The organism is Haladaptatus sp. CMAA 1909 (genome assembly GCF_043952005.1).
GTDB lineage: Archaea > Halobacteriota > Halobacteria > Halobacteriales > Haladaptataceae > Haladaptatus.
On the sequence record NZ_JBIOAV010000001.1, the window covers coordinates 895,687 to 912,571 of the forward strand.

The following is a 16,885-nucleotide window of genomic DNA, read 5'->3' on the forward strand; positions in this document are numbered from 1 at the left end:
TATGCCGCAAACGGATATAAACCCACCTCAGATGTGCGGCGGTATTCGCATGCATCGGTGAGCCGTCCATATCATCGACGCATGCCGACCAGAAAAACTGAAACGGGCACCACGAACGGAGGCACCACGAACCGAATGGAACGGAAACGAGCCACTTTCGGTCAGTCGATCATCGCTGCACTCTCCGAGCGCTTCGACCCCACCGAGCATCGGCGGTATCTCGCACGGAATCTCGAAGGAACAGTACTCGATCTCGGCGCGGGGAGCGGTGCGATGGTTCCGTACCTGCAAACGGCAGTCCGGCGTGAGCCGTCTCTCGACCTGCATGCGATCGAACCGAATCCCGACAGGCGGAGGCAAGCAAAGCGTACGGCCAGCGCACACGATCTGGATATCAACGTACGAGCAGGACGGGCCGAATCCCTGCCCTACGCGGACGATACGTTCGACGTGGTCATCGCCTCCGCGGTGTTCTGTACGGTACAAGACCCGTCTTTGGCCCTCGGAGAGGTCCACCGCGTTCTGAAGCCGGATGGGGAATTCCGATTTCTCGAACGCGTTCGGTCCGACGGTCCCCGTGGCTACCTCCAAGACGCCGTGACACCGCTCTGGAAACGTATCGACGACGGTTGCCATCTCGACCGTCGAACGGACGAGTGGATCGCGGCCGGTCCGTTCGCTCTCGACGATATCGAAACGCTACGTCTCGGCGTTAACCCGTCCAGACCCTTCGTGCGCGGAACTGCCACGCCGAACGGCCGAACGGAGACCGACGGCCGAAGCGGTAGGAGTGAGTCCGGCGTTTCGACCACACCGAAATCCGCAAACGAGGACAGGTTGCAGGAGTCGAGGTGAATCGTGAACGCGAAAGCGGCCGCATCGACGATCTTCGGTGTCGTCGTCGCGCTTCTTGGGACGTTATGGCTCGTCCAAGGTCTCGGACTCGTTCATATCGGTCCCGTCTTGTGCGTCGCAAACTGCGAACCGATCACCGGGAAATCAACACAATGGGCGGTTACGGGCGTGATTTCCCTGTTCGTAGGACTCGTCATCGTCTGGGCGGGACTGAGACGCGGAAACCGATGATTCCTATCGCCCACCACTCGAACGATCCCCAACACGCTCGCCGAACTCCCTCCACGCCCTAGCCCACAACGTTAACCCGGAATCCGACCGAACGCCCGTGTATGATAACCGCAGAGCGGATGGCCGCCGTGGACGAGAACGCGGAGTATCTCGGCGTTCCACGCAAGCAGTTGATGGAATCGAGCGGGAACGCCATCGCCAGACAGGTCCGTGAAATGGTCCCGCCGGGCGCGCGAATCTGCATCGTCGCCGGACGGGGGAACAACGGCGGCGACGCCTTCGTCGCCGCGCGGTTTCTGGACGAATACGACGTCTCGGTTCGTTTGCTCGGGCGGGCCGAAACCATCGGGACCGACATCGCGCGGGAGAACTGGGACGCGCTTCGACGCGCCGAGTACGACACGGCGGAGGTGAAGGACTCGCGCGCGTTCGAACTGCCGGACTGTGACCTCGTGATCGACGCCATGCTCGGAACCGGCGTGACGGGGGCGCTTCGGGAACCCGCCGCGACGGCGGCGCGGGCGATAAACGACGCCGATGCCGCCGTCCTCGCCGTGGACGTTCCCTCGGGGGTGAACGCTGACACGGGGGAAGTCGGAGGAGACGGGGAAGAAACGGTGGCCGTCGAAGCCGATTCGGTCGTCACGTTCCACGACATAAAACCCGGCCTCGCCAACTACGACGGGGACGTGACCGTCGCCGACATCGGCATCCCCGTCGCCGCGGAGCGATTCGTCGGGCCGGGCGACCTTCGCAGCGTTCGCGGGAGCGTCGGGGGACGAGTGTTCGTCATCGGTGGAGGGCCGTTCACCGGCGCGCCCGCGCTCGCCGCGCAGTCGGCACTGCGGGCGGGTGCCGAACTCTCGTTCGTCGCCGCGCCGAAGGCCGTCTCGGGGGAGATTCAGGGCTACGCGGAGGATCTCATCGTCCAACCCTACGACGGCGACCGGTTGACGCCCGAACAGGTGGACGGATTGGTCGAGACGGCCGAGTCGTACGACGACACGGTCGTCATCGGGCCGGGGCTCGGCAACGCCGACGAGACCATCGACGCGGCGACGGACTTCCTCGAATCGTTCGACGGGCGGGCGGTCGTCGACGCCGACGCGCTCCCGGCGATTCCCGACCTCGACACGGATGCGACGCTGGTCTGTACGCCGAACCGCAAGGAGTTGGCCGAGATGGGCGGCCCGGACGTGGACGACCTCCGCGAGGTGACGGACGAAATCGAGGCCCTCGCGAGCGACATCGGCCACGTCGTGTTGGCGAAGGGGGTGACCGACGTGATTTCGGACGGCGAACGGACGCGCGTCGTTCGGACGGGCAACACGGGAATGAAAGTGGGCGGTACGGGGGACCTGCTGGCCGGAATCGTGGCGGGGCTGTTCGGCACGATGGACGCCTTCGACGCCGCGTGCGTCGGGTCGTTCGTCAACGGACGCGCGGGCGACTTGGTGTACGACGAGCGATACGAGGGCCTCCTCGCATCCGACATGCTCGAAGCCATTCCGACCGCGATATGGGGTGACGACGATGACTGAGAAGGGAGCGAACGACGACGGAGCGCAGACGACGGACGGAACGAAGAGGGATGGAACGAAGAAGGGCGACACGATGGACGACGAAGGATTGACCCACACGGACGAGTCCGGCGAGGTGCAGATGGTAAACGTCGGCGAAAAGCCGGACACGGCCCGCCGCGCGGTTGCCGGCGGTGAAATTCGGTTGCAATCCTCCACCATCGAGGCGATTCGGGCGAACGACCTGAAGAAGGGCGACGTGCTGGCGACCGCTCGAATCGGGGCGGTTCAGGCGGTGAAACACACGTGGGAGACGATTCCGATGTGCCACCAGATACCCATCACGAACGTCGATACCGACTTCGACGTTCGTGACGACCGGGTACTCCTGTTCGTCGCCGTCGAGACGACGGGCAAGACCGGGTGTGAGATGGAGGCCTTGGAGGGCGTCACGACGGGCTTGAACGTCGTTTGGGACATGGTGAAAGCGGTCGAAAAGGACGATGACGGCGGGTATCCCGACACCGCGATTCGAAACGTTCGAGTGGTCGAAAAGGAAAAGAGGGAACTCACACGGTAGCCGAGTCCGGGTCCTCGGCGGGGGAGATGTACTCGATGCCCCAATCGCGCATCGAGAGGATGACGGGTTCGAGCGACTCGCCGGTCGATGTCAGCGAATACTCCACTCGAACCGGTTTGTCGCTCACGATTTCGCGGTTCACCAGTTGCTTTTCGCCCAAGTCGTCCAAACTGTCCGACAGAACCTTGCTCGAAATGCCGTCCACTTCTTCCTTGAGCGCGTTGAAGCCGAGCGGACCGCTCACGAGCAGTCGATGCACGATGACGGGATGCCACTTCTTCCCGACGAGCGTCGCTGTGGCGGTGATGGGACACCACTCCTCGCCTGAACACCACATGGTCAGCCGCTCCGGTTTCTCTGTCATGGAACGGAGTAGGGGAGCCGACGATAAAAAGTTACGTCACGAAATCAACTTACCGATAGTAACCGTTTGACGGCTTTTTCGCAGGGGAAACGCGCTTGTGTGAGCATCGGGGGTAGATTCCTCTCACACAACGGTTTCACAGATAGAATGTACGAATAACCGAAAGGTTCTCGTTCGCACGTCGCCTATCGAACAGTGAGGAATCATGGTATTGGGTAACACTTATCACTCGGCGGTTGCTACCCGATAGTGGAGAGAAAGTCGACAACGACAACCAACCGAATCGCATGACTACGAGCACGCACGAAGCAGACGATTCCCGACGAACTCGGGACGACGACCGATACGCCGAACTCGAAGTGCAGGACGACGCAGTCCTCATTTACGACTTGAAGAACCACACCGCGTGGATTCGTTCTAACGGGGCAGTATCGTTATATTCGATGCTTTAAGCCGATGGTACGGCAGTCAAGTCGCTCGCTTTCGACCGAGACTGCTGGACGATGGCGGGGCGTGCTTCGAACTCGACGACCACCTCGTCGTCGGTGTAGGTCACGTCCTCCACGCGGGCGTGGTCGTGTACCCACGAAACCACGCTCATCGTTTCGTCCGTCATCGGCATCACCAACCGTTCGAACTCCCACTCCGGCAGTTCGATATCGATACGCCGTTTCAGTTCCTCGACGTTCAGATCCTCCTTGCCGCTGATAGCGACCGGGTTCGGCGCGAGCGCCGATAATGCCGTTCGCTTTTCCTCGAGTTCCTCGTCGCTAACGGCGTCGATTTTGTTCAGTACCGTGACGATGGGCGCTTGATTGCGTTCGTACAGCGTGTCGTGGCACGTGACGAGTTTCTCTCGGATGTCGTCTATCGGTTCGCTCACGTCAACGACCAACAGGACGAGGTCGGCGTAGTACACCGCGTCCAGCGTCGATTTGAACGATTCCACGAGCCAGTGCGGCAGGTCGCTGATGAACCCGACCGTGTCGGTCAACAGCACGTCTCGCCGCTCGATGTCGGCCTTCCGCGTCGTGGTGCCGAGCGTCGTGAACAGGCGGTCTTCGGCCTCCGCCGTCGGGTCCAGATCGGGATGCAACTCGTCGTTCGCGCCGATTTCCAACTCCTCCGCGAGTCGCTGGAGGAGCGTCGACTTCCCCGCGTTCGTGTACCCCGCGAGCGCCACGAGGTCGAACCCCGACTCGCGCCGCTTCTGTCGCCGGTCCGCCTCCTTGTCGGCGATGGCGTCGAGTTCGTCCTTGATGCGGCTTATCTGGTCTTTGATGTCCTGTTCGTGGCTCTCGTCGTACTCGCCGAGACCCATGAACCCCGGCCGCTCGTCGCGCTTCGCGAGACTCGTCTTCGCCTCGACGCGCGGCAGTTCGTAGCGCAGTTCCGCCAGTTCGACCTGTAACTGTGCTTTCCGGGTTTGGGCGCGCTGGCCAAAGATTTCGAGGATCAACCTGAACCGGTCGATGACCTTCGTCCCGTCGGGCAGTCGCTGGCCCAGATTGTACGTCTGATACGGGCCGAGTTGGTTGTCGAAGACGACCACCCCGGCGTCCCGTTCCGTGACGGCGGCCGTCAACTCGGTGACTTTCCCCTCGCCGAACTGGAACGCGGCGTCTTCCTCTCTGGATTGTGTGACCGTCGCGGCGACGTCGTAACCAGCGGCGCGAGCCAACTCGGTCAGTTCGTCCATCGAGGCTGTTCCGTCGTCTACCCGTTTTGCAAGTATCGCTTTCATAGGAGTAGTTTTCGGGCGGCGTACGCGGCGTGGTGTGCGGCCTGCACGGTTTCACGTTCAGCTATGCTCTCGACGTACTTAAAATCAGGTTCGAGATACTGTTCTACCATCCACACCGGTTCCTCGTAGAATTCTCCCCGCTCGGCGACTATCGGTTTCGCGGACGGATCCGGGAGATCACACACCGCGTCGGCGACGACGGCGGTCGTCGCCGAAAGCGTCGGTTCGTCGCGACTGATCGCGAACCCTATCCCCTCGACGCTGTGAAGCCGTGTCGTCCCGACCATCGCGTGGATGGCGGCGGCGACCATCAGGTACTCGCCCTCCTCCTCGTGGCGACCGCTGATGTCGATACCCACCACGTCAGCCACGCCGGCCCTTCACCTTGATTCGTGCCGCGTTTCCGTGCACGTCCGCCCGTAAGCCGCCGAGGTTCTTGAATCTCCCGCCGAGATTCACCGTCGATTCGGCGGCGAAAATTCCCGTCCATCGCGTGGGAGGACGGCAGTTATTTCTTCCCGCGAACGACAGTTCGAGACATGCGAGATGCGTATCTGGTCGGCGCGGCCCAAACTGATTTCGGGTCGTTCCCCGACGAAAGCTACCGATCGCTGTTCCGCACCGCTTTCGAGGCGGCCTGCGACAGCGTACCGGCGGGCATCGATCCGGACGACGTGGACGAGGCGGTCGTCGGCACGCTCGGCGTCGGCGGTCGTCAACTCGGTCTGTCCGGTCCGGCGGTGACGGAACACGTCGGACTCGACGGAATCCCGTGTACCCGCGTCGAGAACGCCTGCGCAGCGAGCGGTTACGCTGTGCGGCAGGCCGTGCAAGCCGTGAAAAGCGGCATGGCGGACGTCGTGCTCGCGGGCGGCGTCGAAGTCATGACCGACACGTCGAGCGACGCGACGAAGTACTGGCTCGGCGTCTCCGGGGAAACCGAGTGGGAACGACTGTCGGGAACCACCTTCGCGGGCGTCTACGCCCAGATGGCCGACGCGCACATGGAGCGGTACGGGACGACGGTCGAGGACCTCTCCCGCGTGGCCGTGAAAAACCACGCCAACGGCGCGAAAAACCCGCACGCACACCTCGGGTTCGAATGCACCTTGGAGGACGCGACCAACGCCCAAGTCGTCGCGAACCCCCTCACGCTCTATCACTGCTGTCCGACGACCGACGGCGCGGCGTGCGCCGTCGTCGTGAGCGAAGACGTGGTGGACGAGTACACCGACGACCCCATCCGCATCGCGGGTGTCGGCGCGGCGAGCGACCGGGTGGGACTCTTCCAGCGCGACACTTACACCTCCGTTCCGGCGTCGCGCGAGGCCGCCCAATCCGCCTACGAGATGGCCGGTGTGACGGCCGAGGATATCGACTTCGCCGAGGTGCACGATTGTTTCGCCATCGCGGAACTGCTTGCCTACGAGGACCTCGGCTTCTGTGAACCCGGTGAAGCGGGCGAATTCATCGCGTCCGGCGCGACGGAACTCGGCGGCGAGCGCCCCGTCAACACCTCCGGCGGCCTCAAGTCGAAGGGCCATCCCATCGGCGCGACCGGGGCTGGACAGATGGTCGAAGCGTACAAACAACTCTCCGGAGCCGCGGGCGAGCGACAGGTCGAAGGCGCGGTCCGCGGGCTGACCCACAACGTTGGCGGAAGCGGCGGTGCCGCGGTCGTCCACGTGCTGGAGAGGGAATCGGAGGTGGAGACATGACGGGAGACGGACGGACGACGAGGGACGAACGCACGCCGAACATTGCCGCCGTCGGTGCCTACGCCCCGCGATTCCGAATTTCGGCCGAGGAGTTCACCGAGGCGTGGGGGCAGTTCCACGCCGCCGGAGTGAACGAAAAGGCGGTTCCCGACGCCGACGAGGACGCACTGACGATGGCCTACGAGGCCGCAACGCGGGCGCTCGACGCCGCCGGAACTCCCGACGTTTCCTTCCTCGCGTTCGCTTCGACCACCCCGCCGATGGCAGAAGAGGACGTGACCGCCCGACTCGGCGGGATGCTCGACGTCCCGGACGACGCGACGCGACACGTCTTCACCGGAAGCACCCGCGCCGGAACGCGGGCGCTCATCGCCGGACTCGCGGCGGGGCCGTGGGACGACGGCGTCGGAGTAGTCGTCGCCGCCGACTGCCCGCGCGGTGAACCCGACTCCGCCGAGGATCACGCGGCGGGTGCTGGCGCGGCGGCGTTCGTCCTCTCCGACGACGGCCCAGTGAGTATCGACGGGCAGGCCGAGTACACGACCGAATTCCCCGGCACGCGATTCCGGGAAACGGGCGATGCGAACGTCGAGGGATTGGGCGTCACGAGCTACGATAGGGAAGCGTTCTCCGAGACGCTCGCCGGAGCGGTCGGGGGACTCGAAGCGGACGTCGAGGCGGTCGATGCCGCGGCGGTACAAGCACCCAACGGAAAACTGCCTTACCGGGCCGCGGGCGCGCTCGGCGTCGGCATCGACGAGATTCGGGCGGGTGCGCTCGTCCACGAACTCGGCGATACGGGCGCGGCGAGCGTCCCGTTGAGCCTCGCGAAAGCCCTCGCGGACGGCCACGAGCGAATCCTCGCCGCCTCGTTCGGAAGCGGGGCGGGCGCGGACGCCCTTCTCGTCTCCCGAAACGACGACGTTCCCGTCTCGCTGGAAATCGACGGCGACGAACCGGTTTCCTACGCCGAGTATCTCCGACTGCGCGGCGACCTCACGTCCGGGCCGCCGAGCGGCGGCGGGGCCTACGTCAGCGTGCCGTCGTGGCAACGCACGCTCGACCAACGGCACCGACTCATCGCCGGAAAGTGCCCCGACTGCGGCGCGCTGAACTTCCCCCCGGAGGGCGCGTGCAACGACTGTAACTCGCTGGTCGAGTACGAGTCGGTGAAACTCACCGGCGAGGGAACCGTCGAAGCCGTGACGACCATCTCGCAGGGCGGTGCGCCGCCGGAGTTCGCGGAACAACAGGCCGAGTCGGGCGACTTCGACGTGGCGGTCGTCTCCCTCACCGGGCCGGACGGCGGCGAGGCGAGCGTTCCCGCACAGGTGGCGGGTACCGAACCCGGAACCCTCGAAATCGGCGACCCGGTGGCGACGACGATGCGCCGCATCTACACGCAGGAAGGCGTGACGAGGTATGGGTTCAAAATTGGCCCGCACGCGGGCCAATTTTGAAGTAAGCCAGAGCAACGCTCTGGAAGCGGTTCAAAATTCAGTCGTCGGCTGAATTTTGAAGAACGTCGGAACTACGTTCCGACGGTAGTTCGAAATCCGCCGATTCCGGGATTGTGACGGTGTGAAACGCTCCGCTATCTACGGAGAGTCGGACTTGGCCGATAGAATGAAATTCTAACGGGGAAACACGTCTCCTCCTGGTTTAGTGTGATTCATACTGATGTGTGGCTAGCGATACGTTTGTCACACTACTGACTGCGGAATCCCGTTTCTGCATTCCAAGCGCTCGTTCTGCTCGTCCGTTGCTTCGAAAGAAATGCTGTCTCGTGTACCCCTACCCGAGACAATTAATCGATTTCGCGGGCACGATAAAAGCTTTCTGTAAACGGTCGGAACGAGGATATGTTTTCGGATCTGTCCGGCATCGAACCAAATCGGCCCACCGCTGCGACGTTCCGATTCGAGGACGGAGAAAAACGCTTTTCGTGCGTCCGCACGCGGTTTCTCACGAGATGAAGGTAGGCGTACTCGGAGCAGGGACGATGGGGCACGGAATCGCACAGGTGACGGCGATGGCCGGCCACGACGTGACCTTGCGCGACATCGAACGGGAGTTCGTGGAGAACGGTATCGAGAGCATCGAGGCAAACCTCCAAGGCGGCGTCGAACGCGACAAGGTTTCGGAGGCCGAAAAGACGGAGACGCTCGACCGGATTTCCGGCACGACCGACCTCGAAACCGCCGTCGGCGACGCCGACGTGGTGGTCGAGGCGGTTCCCGAGAAGATGGAAATCAAGCGCAGCACGTTCGAGGACGTGGAGGAGTTCGTTTCGGACGACGCAATCATCGCGTCCAACACCTCCTCGCTCTCGCTCACCGAAATCGCCAGCGCGCTGGAGGACCCCACGCGGGCGATCGGACTGCACTTCTTCAATCCGGTCCACATCATGAAACTGGTCGAAATCGTGATTCCCGAGCAAGCCAGCCGCGAGACGGTCGATTTCGCGGCGGAGTTCGTGGAGGGAATCGACAAAGTGGGTGTCGAGGTCAACGACTCGCCCGGCTTCGCCTCCTCGCGCCTCGGCGTCGCGCTCGGCGTCGAAGCCATCCGCATGCTACAGGAGGGCGTGGCGAGTCCGAGGGACATCGATACGGCGATGGAACTCGGCTACAACCACCCGATGGGTCCCATCGAACTCGGCGACGTGGTCGGGCTGGACGTCCGTCTCGGCATCCTCGAACACCTCCGCGAGGAGTTGGGCGAACGGTTCCGTCCGCCGCAGATTCTCCGCCAGAAGGTACGCGCCGGAAAGCTGGGCAAGAAGACCGGCGAAGGGTTCTACGTGTGGGAGGACGGCGAAATCGTAGGCGTGTCCGGTGAAGGCCGAACGGCTCGTGGGTCTTCCAGCGACGACGTTTCGAACGAGAACAGCGAGGTCCCCCGATGAGCGACGAGGTGCCCGGCAGCCCCGAACAGGTCGCCCGAGAGTGCGAGACGGTCGATTTCGACGTTGAGGAGTACGTCGGGACGATTATGCTGAATCGCCCCGACGCCCGCAACGCGCTGAACGCGCAACTGCGCGCCGAGCTGAAGGACGTTCTCGACGCCGTCGAGGCGTCCTCGGACGTGCGCGTCGTCGTCCTCACGGGTGCGCCGGAGGCGAAGGCGTTCGTCGCCGGAGCCGACGTGAAGGAACTCCGGGAACGCGACGCGCTCGAACAGCGCGAAGCGAGCAAGCGACCGCGCGTGTACGAGTACGTGGACGACCTCGGAAAACCCGTCATCGCGGCCATCAACGGCCACGCGCTCGGCGGGGGCTGTGAACTCGCACAGGGGTGTGACGTGCGCATCGCACACGAACGCGCGAAACTCGGGCAACCCGAAATCAACCTCGGTATCATGCCCGGCGGCGGCGGCACGCAACGCCTGACCCGATTGGTCGGCGAAGGGCAGGCCATGCGGTTGATTCTCTCGGGTGAAATCATCGACGCCGAGGAGGCTCGCGACATCGGCCTCGTGGACCAAGTGTGTTCGGACGACGAGTTCGAGGACCGCGTGTACGAACTCGCGGGGCGCATGGCGGACAAAAGCCCGACGGCTCTCGAACTGGCGAAGAAGGCCGTCAAAGCGAGCAGTCGGACGGACCTCGAATCCGGAATCGAGTACGAGGCCGAACTGTTCGCCCTGCTGTTCGCATCGGCGGACAAAAACGAGGGGATCGATGCGTTCCTCGAAGACCGCGACCCCGAATGGCAGGATCGCTAAGGACGCTTGCCGACGAGGGTTGAGCGCTCGTGGTACGCGTCGAACACGTCTTTCCCCCACGCCACCGCGGCGGGGGTATCGTTCGTGATGAGACCGCGGAGTTCGCCGCGGTCGTCGTAGACGACGACGCCGACGCTATCGCTGCCTCCTTCGGCGACGATGAGTCCGAACGGGAGCGTGTCGTCGGATTCCCGGATCGAAACGCGGTCCGATGCCAACGCCTCGTCCAACTGCTGGCCGTAGTCGGTGACGAGATATTCGACGACGGGTCGTTCGAGCACCAGTTCCGCCGTCATCCCATCGACGGTTGCGCGGTCGTGAAACAGTTCGACGTATTGTGGGAGTGCGACGGGTGATATGCCGTGAACCCGGTCCGCGTTTTCGACCAACTCCTCGAAATACTGGAGGGGGTGGTTCGGCGCGTGTCGCTCGGCGAAGACGACTGTGGCGTCCTCGATGAGCGCGGTGGATAGCTCGGACTCGGCGGGGAGAATCGAGAGGAGGGTACTGGTCTGACGAACGTCCTTGGCGACGGTTCGAAACGAGCGGTACTCGGATTCGAGTATCCGACCGGCGAGGGTGAGTGCGAGACCGTCCTCGGTCCGTTCGACGAGCTCATACTCCTGGAGTTCCCGAACCGACTTATAAACCGTCGAACGGGACACGCCGAGCTCGTCGCCGAGACGACGTTTGGGTATCGGCCCCGACGAGAGGGCGGCCAGTAATCCGGAACGCTTGACGACCGTGGAAATCAGGGCGTCCGGATGGTCTCCGGCGTCAGTCATACGCTAGCTGTCAATCTCTCCTCGCCCCTTATAAAGGTGTTTTAAAAAACAGCAACAGTTATGTATATTGTTTTGTCTTCGAGACGGCGTTCCCGTTTCGAACGGCGTTCGGTTAACTAAAGTAATAATGCCATGGTTCGACGGTACTCGTGTTCGGACTTCGTTCGAACGTCCCGCTACGCAGAGGCCCGACACTTTCCGCCCTGCGCCGACCAACTATCAGAGGAGAACTATGGTTTCCAATTCATCCCCTATCGACGACGCCGACGATACGTGCGTACCGTCGCCTTCCAAACTGTTTTCGCTCCTCGAACAGCAGCATCGACGTCTCGCCCTCCAGTACCTCCTCGACCACAACTGTCCGGTTTCGTTGGACGCGATCGTCATGTATCTCATCGAACACGAATCCGTCTCGGCGAACGACCGACGTCGGTTGTCCGTCGAACTCCATCACAACCACCTGCCGCGCCTCGCCGACTACGGGTGTCTCAGGTACGACGTCGAAACGAACACCGTAGAGCAGGTGTTCGACGACGGCGCGTTACGAAGCCTCTTCGAACTTGCCACCGATTCGAACGCGTGAATGTGAGGTGCGGCGGTAGAGGCCGCACCCGTCAGAGACACATTGCAGTACCGACTGCCTGCTGTGACAGTGAAACACCGTCCGCAGGCGTTCTCGGAATGTGACTGGTTGGACATATGTCTTTGGTTAATAATTCAGTGTCGTCGATTAATCTTGTTTCGATTTGAACATATCATCGCTCTCACGGCGGAAACGAACGCAAGGTTTACGCGCGCTTGCCGAACAGTGTTCGTATGGCGACTCACAGCGACTGGGGAGACTGGCTTCCACGTGCGATCGAAGACGCGACGCCGGAAGGCATCTCGCTCTGGTATCTCGGCTGTAACGGGTTCGCGTTGAAAGGGAGCGACGGGACGACGCTGTTCATCGACCCCTACCTCGGAACCGGCGACCCGCCGCGAACCGTCCGCATGGTTCCCGTTCCGTTCGACCCGGACGACGTGACGCAAGCAGATGCGGTGTTGGCGACCCACGAACACTCCGACCACGTCGACGGGGAGAGTCAGGCGCCGATTCTCGAATCGACGGGCGCGTCGTTTTACGCACCCGACGACAGCCTCGCCGTCGCGTACGACGACCAGCGATGGTTGGACGGGTGGGACGTGTCGGACGACCAACTCGTGGAGATAGAAGAGGGGGACACCTTCGATGTCGGCGAGTTCACGATTCATGTCGAACCCGCCCACGACGCCGATGCGACACACCCCGTCTCGTACGTCATCGAACACGGGTCGGCCACGTTCTTCCACGGTGGCGACACCAAACCCGGCGACGAACTCGACACCATCGGAGAAAAGTACGACATCGACCTCGGCGCGTTGGCCTTCGGGTCGGACGGGTGGATTCCCGAGAAGGAGACCGGCGAGCCGAAGTACACGAAGTGGTACAGCGACGAGAACGAAATTGTCGACGCGGCGGACTCCCTGCAACTGGACTGCCTACTGCCGACCCACTGGGACATGTGGAAGGGGCTGACGGCGGACCCGACCGCGCTCTTCGACCACACGCGGAGTTACGACTACCCCGACTCGATCGAAATCGTGGAGATCGGCGACCGGGTCGACCTGCCGTAAGCCGCCTTCGTTTCGACGTATCGTTTTCGAAGCTATCGCTCTTCCCGACAACATGCGATAAAAACGGCGAACCGTCGAGTCTTCGGTGGGTCAGTGCGAGTGTCCGGTCGCCTGCTCGAACGTGATGCCGATTCGCTCCTCGAACAGTTCCCGTGCCTTCTCCTCGATGGCGGCGACGTCATCGCTGGGTTCGCCCTGCGTGTGGTGAACCGCCGCGTGGGCCTGCTGGACGAACGAGACGATCGCCATGTCGCCGACGACGGTCTCTCGGGACTCGTCCTCTTCGCGGAGGAGGTCGATGAGTCCCGGCGGAAGTTCGATTTCGTCGCTGTTTCCGTCCGGTCCTTCGATGGTGTACGTTTCCGTTTCGACCGAGTCGGTATCTACCATACCCCTCGTTTTGACGTGAAGCGTTAAGGGTCTGTGGATGCCGATTGCGGGCGACCTCGGGTTCAAATTTGTGTCCGTATCGGTACAAGCCATCCGTAACTTTTGTCGAACCAATTCGCGGGAATTCGTACCAAAGGCCACTTAACGCTGTAATCGGTAGGCAGTAGCGATGAATTCGAGCGAGAGAAATCACTGTATCAGGTTAGTGAAAATACTGGTCGCTGAATCCACCCAACAGTCATAATGGCGTCACTCATTCTCGTGGTCGCCGTCGCACTGACGGCGTCGCTGTTCATGTCGTGGACGGTCGGCGCGAACAGCAACTCGGCCCCCGTCGCACCGGCGGTTGGAGCGAACGCGCTGTCGGTTCTCCGCGCCGCGCTTTTGGTGGGCCTCGTCGCCGGACTCGGTGCCATCGTCCAAGGGGGAAGCATCTCCGAAACCATCGGCAAGGATCTCGTGACCGGCGTGACGATAACGCCAGTCGCCGCGGCGGCGGCCCTGTTGACGGCCGCGACGCTCATCACCATCGGGAACACGCGCGGCTATCCGATTCCCTCGGCGTTCGCCGTCACCGGCGCGATGGTCGGCGCTGGAATCTCCCTCGGCGGCGGATTCGCGACGGACGAGTACGTCAGAATCCTCGCCTTCTGGTTCACGATTCCGGTCGCGAACGCCATCATCGCTTACAGCGTCGCTCGGACGCTCAGAAGCGAGTCGATGCCGGAATCCATCGGCATTCCCCTGTTGGCCGGGTTGGTCGGCTACGCCGTCGCCAACATCCAACTGACGGTGACGCCGAAAGCGAACGGCGCGCCGGGGTCCATCGCCCGCGCGCTCTCGACCGATTGGCACCTGCTTCCCGACCACGTCTTCGGGAGCTACACCCTCGGGATGGTCGTCATCAGCGTCGTGGTCGGATTGCTCTCGGTTCTCGTCACCCGATGGGCTCTCGTGGACAACGAGGAGAAGGGAATCAACCGATTTCTGGTCGTTCTCGGCCTCATGGTCGTGTTCACGAGCGGCGGGACGCAGGTCGGACTGGCGACCGGACCGCTCGAAGCGATCTTCGAAACCGACCTCCACCTGTCGGCGGTGTACCTCCTCGCGCTCGGCGGCCTCGGAATCCTCGTCGGCGCGTGGACCCGCGCACCGCGCCTGATTCAGGCCGTCTCGCAGGAGTACGCGTCCCTCGGACCGCGCCGGTCCATCGCTGCGCTCATCCCCGCGTTCCTCATCGCCCAACTCGCCATCGTTCTCGGAATTCCCATCTCGTTCAACAAGGTGATGATCTCGAGCATCGTCGGTGCCGGGTTAGTGGTCCGTTCCTCGGGGTCCGGCGGCGGCGTTTCGGCGTCGAAAGCGGGCTACACGCTCGGCGCGTGGGTGTTCTCGATGGTCGGTGCCGGATTCATCAGTTTCGGCCTGTATCGCGTGCTGACGATGATCCCCGGATTCACGTGACCGGTTTCGATCAGGAACGCAGTTGGTCGAGTATCTCTTCCTGTGCGGCCATCGTTTTCATCTCCTCCCACGTCTCGAACGCCGTCGTCTCCGCGACGTAGCCGTCGAGACGTTCCTCCGGGAGTTCGTCCATGGAACTCGCCTCGTCGATGTTCCACGGACTCTCCCGGTGGAAGGCGTGAAACGAATCGAACTGCGTGTGACCCCGCATGAACTCCTCCGAAAAGAACTCGTCCGAGTCGACCCTCGTTCCCGCCTGTAGTTCGAACACCCGTTCCTGCGCTTTTTCGAGTCGTCCCCGAAACGGGTCCAATTCTGAAACGCGAAGGTCGAAGTCCATGCGGGTCACTACTCGCGTCGATACACTAAGCGCTGTGGCTGCACTGCCGCTCGAAAAACGGAATGCCCTCGTCAGTCGTCGGAGGCCGCCGCGCCCTCTTGGACGGCGCTCGTTTCGCCGAGTTCGGCCGTCTCCAGATAGTCGTCCGCGTCGAGGGCGGCCTTACAACCCATCCCGGCGGCGGTCACGGCCTGCTGGTAGTGGAAATCCACCACGTCGCCCGCACCGAAGATGCCGGGCACGTCCGTCTTCGTCTGGCCGCCCCCCTTGCCGCCTTCCGTCCGGATATATCCTTCCTCGTCCAGTTCGACGGCCGTGTCTTCGAGGTAGCCCGTGTTCGGCGTGTGGCCGATGGCGAGGAACACCGCACCCACGTCGAAGTGGGACTCCTCGGTTTCGGGGTCGTCGAGTTTCTGGGACGGTTTCCCTTTCGGGTTCGACACTAACGTGACGTGGTCCACGCCCTCCTCCGGCGAACCGCGAATCTCGGTCACCTCGGTGTTTTTCATGATCTCGATCTCGCCGTCATCGACCTTCTCCTGTAGGCGGTCCTGCCAGTAGTCCTCCGCGCGGAACTCCTCGCGGCGGTGGACGAGGTACACCTTCTTCGCGAACTTCGTCAGGAAGGTGGCCTCCTCGAAGGCGGCGTCGCCGCCGCCGATAACGATCATCTCCTCGTCGCGGAAGAACGCGCCGTCGCAGGTCGCACAGGTCGAGACGCCGTAGCCCATCAGTTCGTCCTCGCCCGGAATCGACAGCGTTCGAGCGCTCGCGCCGCTGGCCGCGATGAGCGCGTCGGTCGTGTACACGTCGCCGTTCGTGAGTTCGACGCGGAACGGACGCGAGGTGTCGTCGACGTCCTCGATGATTCCCGTCTTCACTTCGGCACCGAATCGCTCGGCCTGTTCCTGCATGTTGTTGATGAGTTCCGGCCCGCTGATGCCGTCGGGGAACCCGGGGTAGTTCTCCACGTCGGTCGTCAGCGTCAACTGTCCGCCGGGTTCGTCGCCCTGGAGGACGAGCGGGTCGTTGTTCGACCGCGCGGAGTAGATGGCGGCGGTCAGTCCCGCGATTCCGCTCCCCGAGACGATGAGTTTGCGGTGTTCCACGTTTGTTTCCCCGCCGTCGGCGACGGCCAATCCCAACTTCTCGTCAAGTTTTCCGTCCCGTTCGAGCGCGCTGGTTTCGTCCCACCCGCCGACGAGTTCGTCGTCGACGAACACTTCCGGTGCCGTCTTGCGCCCGTCGGCGCGCTCGACCATCTCGTCGAACAGTTCCTCGTCGCCCGTTACGTTGTACGTCTCGTACTCTACTCCCTTCTCGTCGAGGAGGTCTTTTGCCTTCTCGCAATACGAACAGTTCTCCTTTGTATACATCTCGACGCGAGGCTCTTCGCTCATGGTGCAATATCACTCGTCGTCGTGTATTTACCTTGCGCTGTCTCCCGTGCTTTCCGGTTTCGCGGACGGGATGGCTCGAAGCGCTTACCTCCGCTCCGCCACGATTCGACCG

General features: G+C 62.8%; 19 protein-coding genes. 12 read left to right on the forward strand and 7 right to left on the reverse strand.

What is annotated here, in order from left to right:
* Positions 1 to 135 precede the first annotated feature (135 nt).
* The 4 genes from ACGYLY_RS04970 to moaC all read left to right on the forward strand — a co-directional run bounded on the left by ACGYLY_RS04970 (position 136) and on the right by moaC (position 3,186).
* Complete coding sequence (locus ACGYLY_RS04970) at positions 136 to 855, forward strand: class I SAM-dependent methyltransferase (RefSeq protein ID WP_395282704.1); 720 nt, start codon at positions 136 to 138, stop codon at positions 853 to 855.
* 3 nt (positions 856 to 858) lie between these two features.
* The gene (locus ACGYLY_RS04975; RefSeq protein ID WP_395282703.1) at positions 859 to 1,086 is read left to right on the forward strand and encodes a hypothetical protein; all 228 of its coding nucleotides are present in this window, start codon (positions 859 to 861) and stop codon (positions 1,084 to 1,086) included.
* A gap of 101 nt (positions 1,087 to 1,187) precedes the next feature.
* Positions 1,188 to 2,627: an NAD(P)H-hydrate dehydratase gene (locus ACGYLY_RS04980; protein WP_395282702.1), complete on the forward strand. Its 1,440-nt coding sequence runs from the start codon at positions 1,188 to 1,190 to the stop codon at positions 2,625 to 2,627.
* A gap of 73 nt (positions 2,628 to 2,700) precedes the next feature.
* Positions 2,701 to 3,186 (forward strand): cyclic pyranopterin monophosphate synthase MoaC, encoded by a 486-nt coding sequence (gene moaC, locus ACGYLY_RS04985; protein WP_395284150.1) that lies wholly within the window; start codon positions 2,701 to 2,703, stop codon positions 3,184 to 3,186.
* On the opposite strand, the gene ACGYLY_RS04990 is transcribed toward moaC, so the two are convergent.
* Positions 3,176 to 3,550 carry a helix-turn-helix domain-containing protein gene (locus ACGYLY_RS04990; RefSeq protein ID WP_231183105.1) on the reverse strand — a complete coding sequence of 125 codons (375 nt, stop codon included), beginning with the start codon at positions 3,548 to 3,550 and terminating at the stop codon, positions 3,176 to 3,178. The genes moaC and ACGYLY_RS04990 overlap by 11 nt on opposite strands.
* A gap of 287 nt (positions 3,551 to 3,837) precedes the next feature.
* On the opposite strand from ACGYLY_RS04990, the gene ACGYLY_RS04995 reads away from it, so the two are divergent.
* The gene (locus ACGYLY_RS04995) at positions 3,838 to 4,002 is read left to right on the forward strand and encodes a hypothetical protein (RefSeq protein WP_395282701.1); all 165 of its coding nucleotides are present in this window, start codon (positions 3,838 to 3,840) and stop codon (positions 4,000 to 4,002) included.
* Here ACGYLY_RS04995 and hflX read toward each other — a convergent pair.
* Positions 3,999 to 5,294, reverse strand: a complete 1,296-nt coding sequence (gene hflX, locus ACGYLY_RS05000; RefSeq protein ID WP_395282700.1) for a GTPase HflX — start codon at positions 5,292 to 5,294, stop codon at positions 3,999 to 4,001. The two genes, ACGYLY_RS04995 and hflX, sit on opposite strands and share 4 nt — an antisense overlap.
* Positions 5,291 to 5,647: a DUF2209 family protein gene (locus ACGYLY_RS05005; RefSeq protein ID WP_395284149.1), complete on the reverse strand. Its 357-nt coding sequence runs from the start codon at positions 5,645 to 5,647 to the stop codon at positions 5,291 to 5,293. Before ACGYLY_RS05005 ends, hflX begins: the two co-directional genes overlap by 4 nt.
* 186 nt (positions 5,648 to 5,833) lie before the next feature.
* On the opposite strand from ACGYLY_RS05005, the gene ACGYLY_RS05010 reads away from it, so the two are divergent.
* The 4 genes from ACGYLY_RS05010 to ACGYLY_RS05025 all read left to right on the forward strand — a co-directional run bounded on the left by ACGYLY_RS05010 (position 5,834) and on the right by ACGYLY_RS05025 (position 10,738).
* Complete coding sequence (locus tag ACGYLY_RS05010; RefSeq protein WP_395282699.1) at positions 5,834 to 7,012, forward strand: thiolase domain-containing protein; 1,179 nt, start codon at positions 5,834 to 5,836, stop codon at positions 7,010 to 7,012.
* Positions 7,009 to 8,472 (forward strand): zinc ribbon domain-containing protein, encoded by a 1,464-nt coding sequence (locus tag ACGYLY_RS05015; RefSeq protein ID WP_395282698.1) that lies wholly within the window; start codon positions 7,009 to 7,011, stop codon positions 8,470 to 8,472. Before ACGYLY_RS05010 ends, ACGYLY_RS05015 begins: the two co-directional genes overlap by 4 nt.
* Positions 8,473 to 8,984: 512 nt before the next feature.
* Positions 8,985 to 9,920 carry a 3-hydroxyacyl-CoA dehydrogenase family protein gene (locus ACGYLY_RS05020; protein ID WP_395282697.1) on the forward strand — a complete coding sequence of 312 codons (936 nt, stop codon included), beginning with the start codon at positions 8,985 to 8,987 and terminating at the stop codon, positions 9,918 to 9,920.
* A complete protein-coding gene (locus tag ACGYLY_RS05025) occupies positions 9,917 to 10,738 on the forward strand; it encodes an enoyl-CoA hydratase/isomerase family protein (protein WP_395282696.1) in 822 nt (273 codons plus the stop codon). The genes ACGYLY_RS05020 and ACGYLY_RS05025 overlap by 4 nt, the downstream gene beginning before the upstream one ends.
* Here ACGYLY_RS05025 and ACGYLY_RS05030 read toward each other — a convergent pair.
* A complete protein-coding gene (locus tag ACGYLY_RS05030) occupies positions 10,735 to 11,523 on the reverse strand; it encodes a helix-turn-helix transcriptional regulator (protein ID WP_395282695.1) in 789 nt (262 codons plus the stop codon). The genes ACGYLY_RS05025 and ACGYLY_RS05030 overlap by 4 nt on opposite strands.
* Before the next feature lie 232 nt (positions 11,524 to 11,755).
* Here ACGYLY_RS05030 and ACGYLY_RS05035 point away from each other — a divergent pair, with 232 nt between their 5' ends.
* A complete protein-coding gene (locus ACGYLY_RS05035) occupies positions 11,756 to 12,106 on the forward strand; it encodes a hypothetical protein (protein ID WP_395282694.1) in 351 nt (116 codons plus the stop codon).
* A 233-nt stretch (positions 12,107 to 12,339) separates the two neighbouring features.
* Positions 12,340 to 13,179, forward strand: coding sequence for an MBL fold metallo-hydrolase (locus ACGYLY_RS05040; protein WP_395282693.1), 840 nt, complete (start codon positions 12,340 to 12,342; stop codon positions 13,177 to 13,179).
* A gap of 90 nt (positions 13,180 to 13,269) precedes the next feature.
* On the opposite strand, the gene ACGYLY_RS05045 is transcribed toward ACGYLY_RS05040, so the two are convergent.
* Positions 13,270 to 13,569: a hypothetical protein gene (locus tag ACGYLY_RS05045; RefSeq protein WP_395282692.1), complete on the reverse strand. Its 300-nt coding sequence runs from the start codon at positions 13,567 to 13,569 to the stop codon at positions 13,270 to 13,272.
* Positions 13,570 to 13,812: 243 nt separating this feature from the next.
* Here ACGYLY_RS05045 and ACGYLY_RS05050 point away from each other — a divergent pair, with 243 nt between their 5' ends.
* The gene (locus ACGYLY_RS05050) at positions 13,813 to 15,033 is read left to right on the forward strand and encodes an anion permease (RefSeq protein ID WP_395282691.1); all 1,221 of its coding nucleotides are present in this window, start codon (positions 13,813 to 13,815) and stop codon (positions 15,031 to 15,033) included.
* A gap of 10 nt (positions 15,034 to 15,043) precedes the next feature.
* Here the strand turns inward: ACGYLY_RS05050 and ACGYLY_RS05055 are convergent, their stop codons facing one another.
* Together ACGYLY_RS05055 and trxB are read right to left on the reverse strand one after the other, a co-directional pair.
* Positions 15,044 to 15,373 carry a hypothetical protein gene (locus tag ACGYLY_RS05055; RefSeq protein ID WP_395282690.1) on the reverse strand — a complete coding sequence of 110 codons (330 nt, stop codon included), beginning with the start codon at positions 15,371 to 15,373 and terminating at the stop codon, positions 15,044 to 15,046.
* A gap of 71 nt (positions 15,374 to 15,444) precedes the next feature.
* Complete coding sequence (gene trxB, locus ACGYLY_RS05060) at positions 15,445 to 16,773, reverse strand: thioredoxin-disulfide reductase (RefSeq protein WP_395282689.1); 1,329 nt, start codon at positions 16,771 to 16,773, stop codon at positions 15,445 to 15,447.
* Positions 16,774 to 16,885 lie beyond the last annotated feature (112 nt).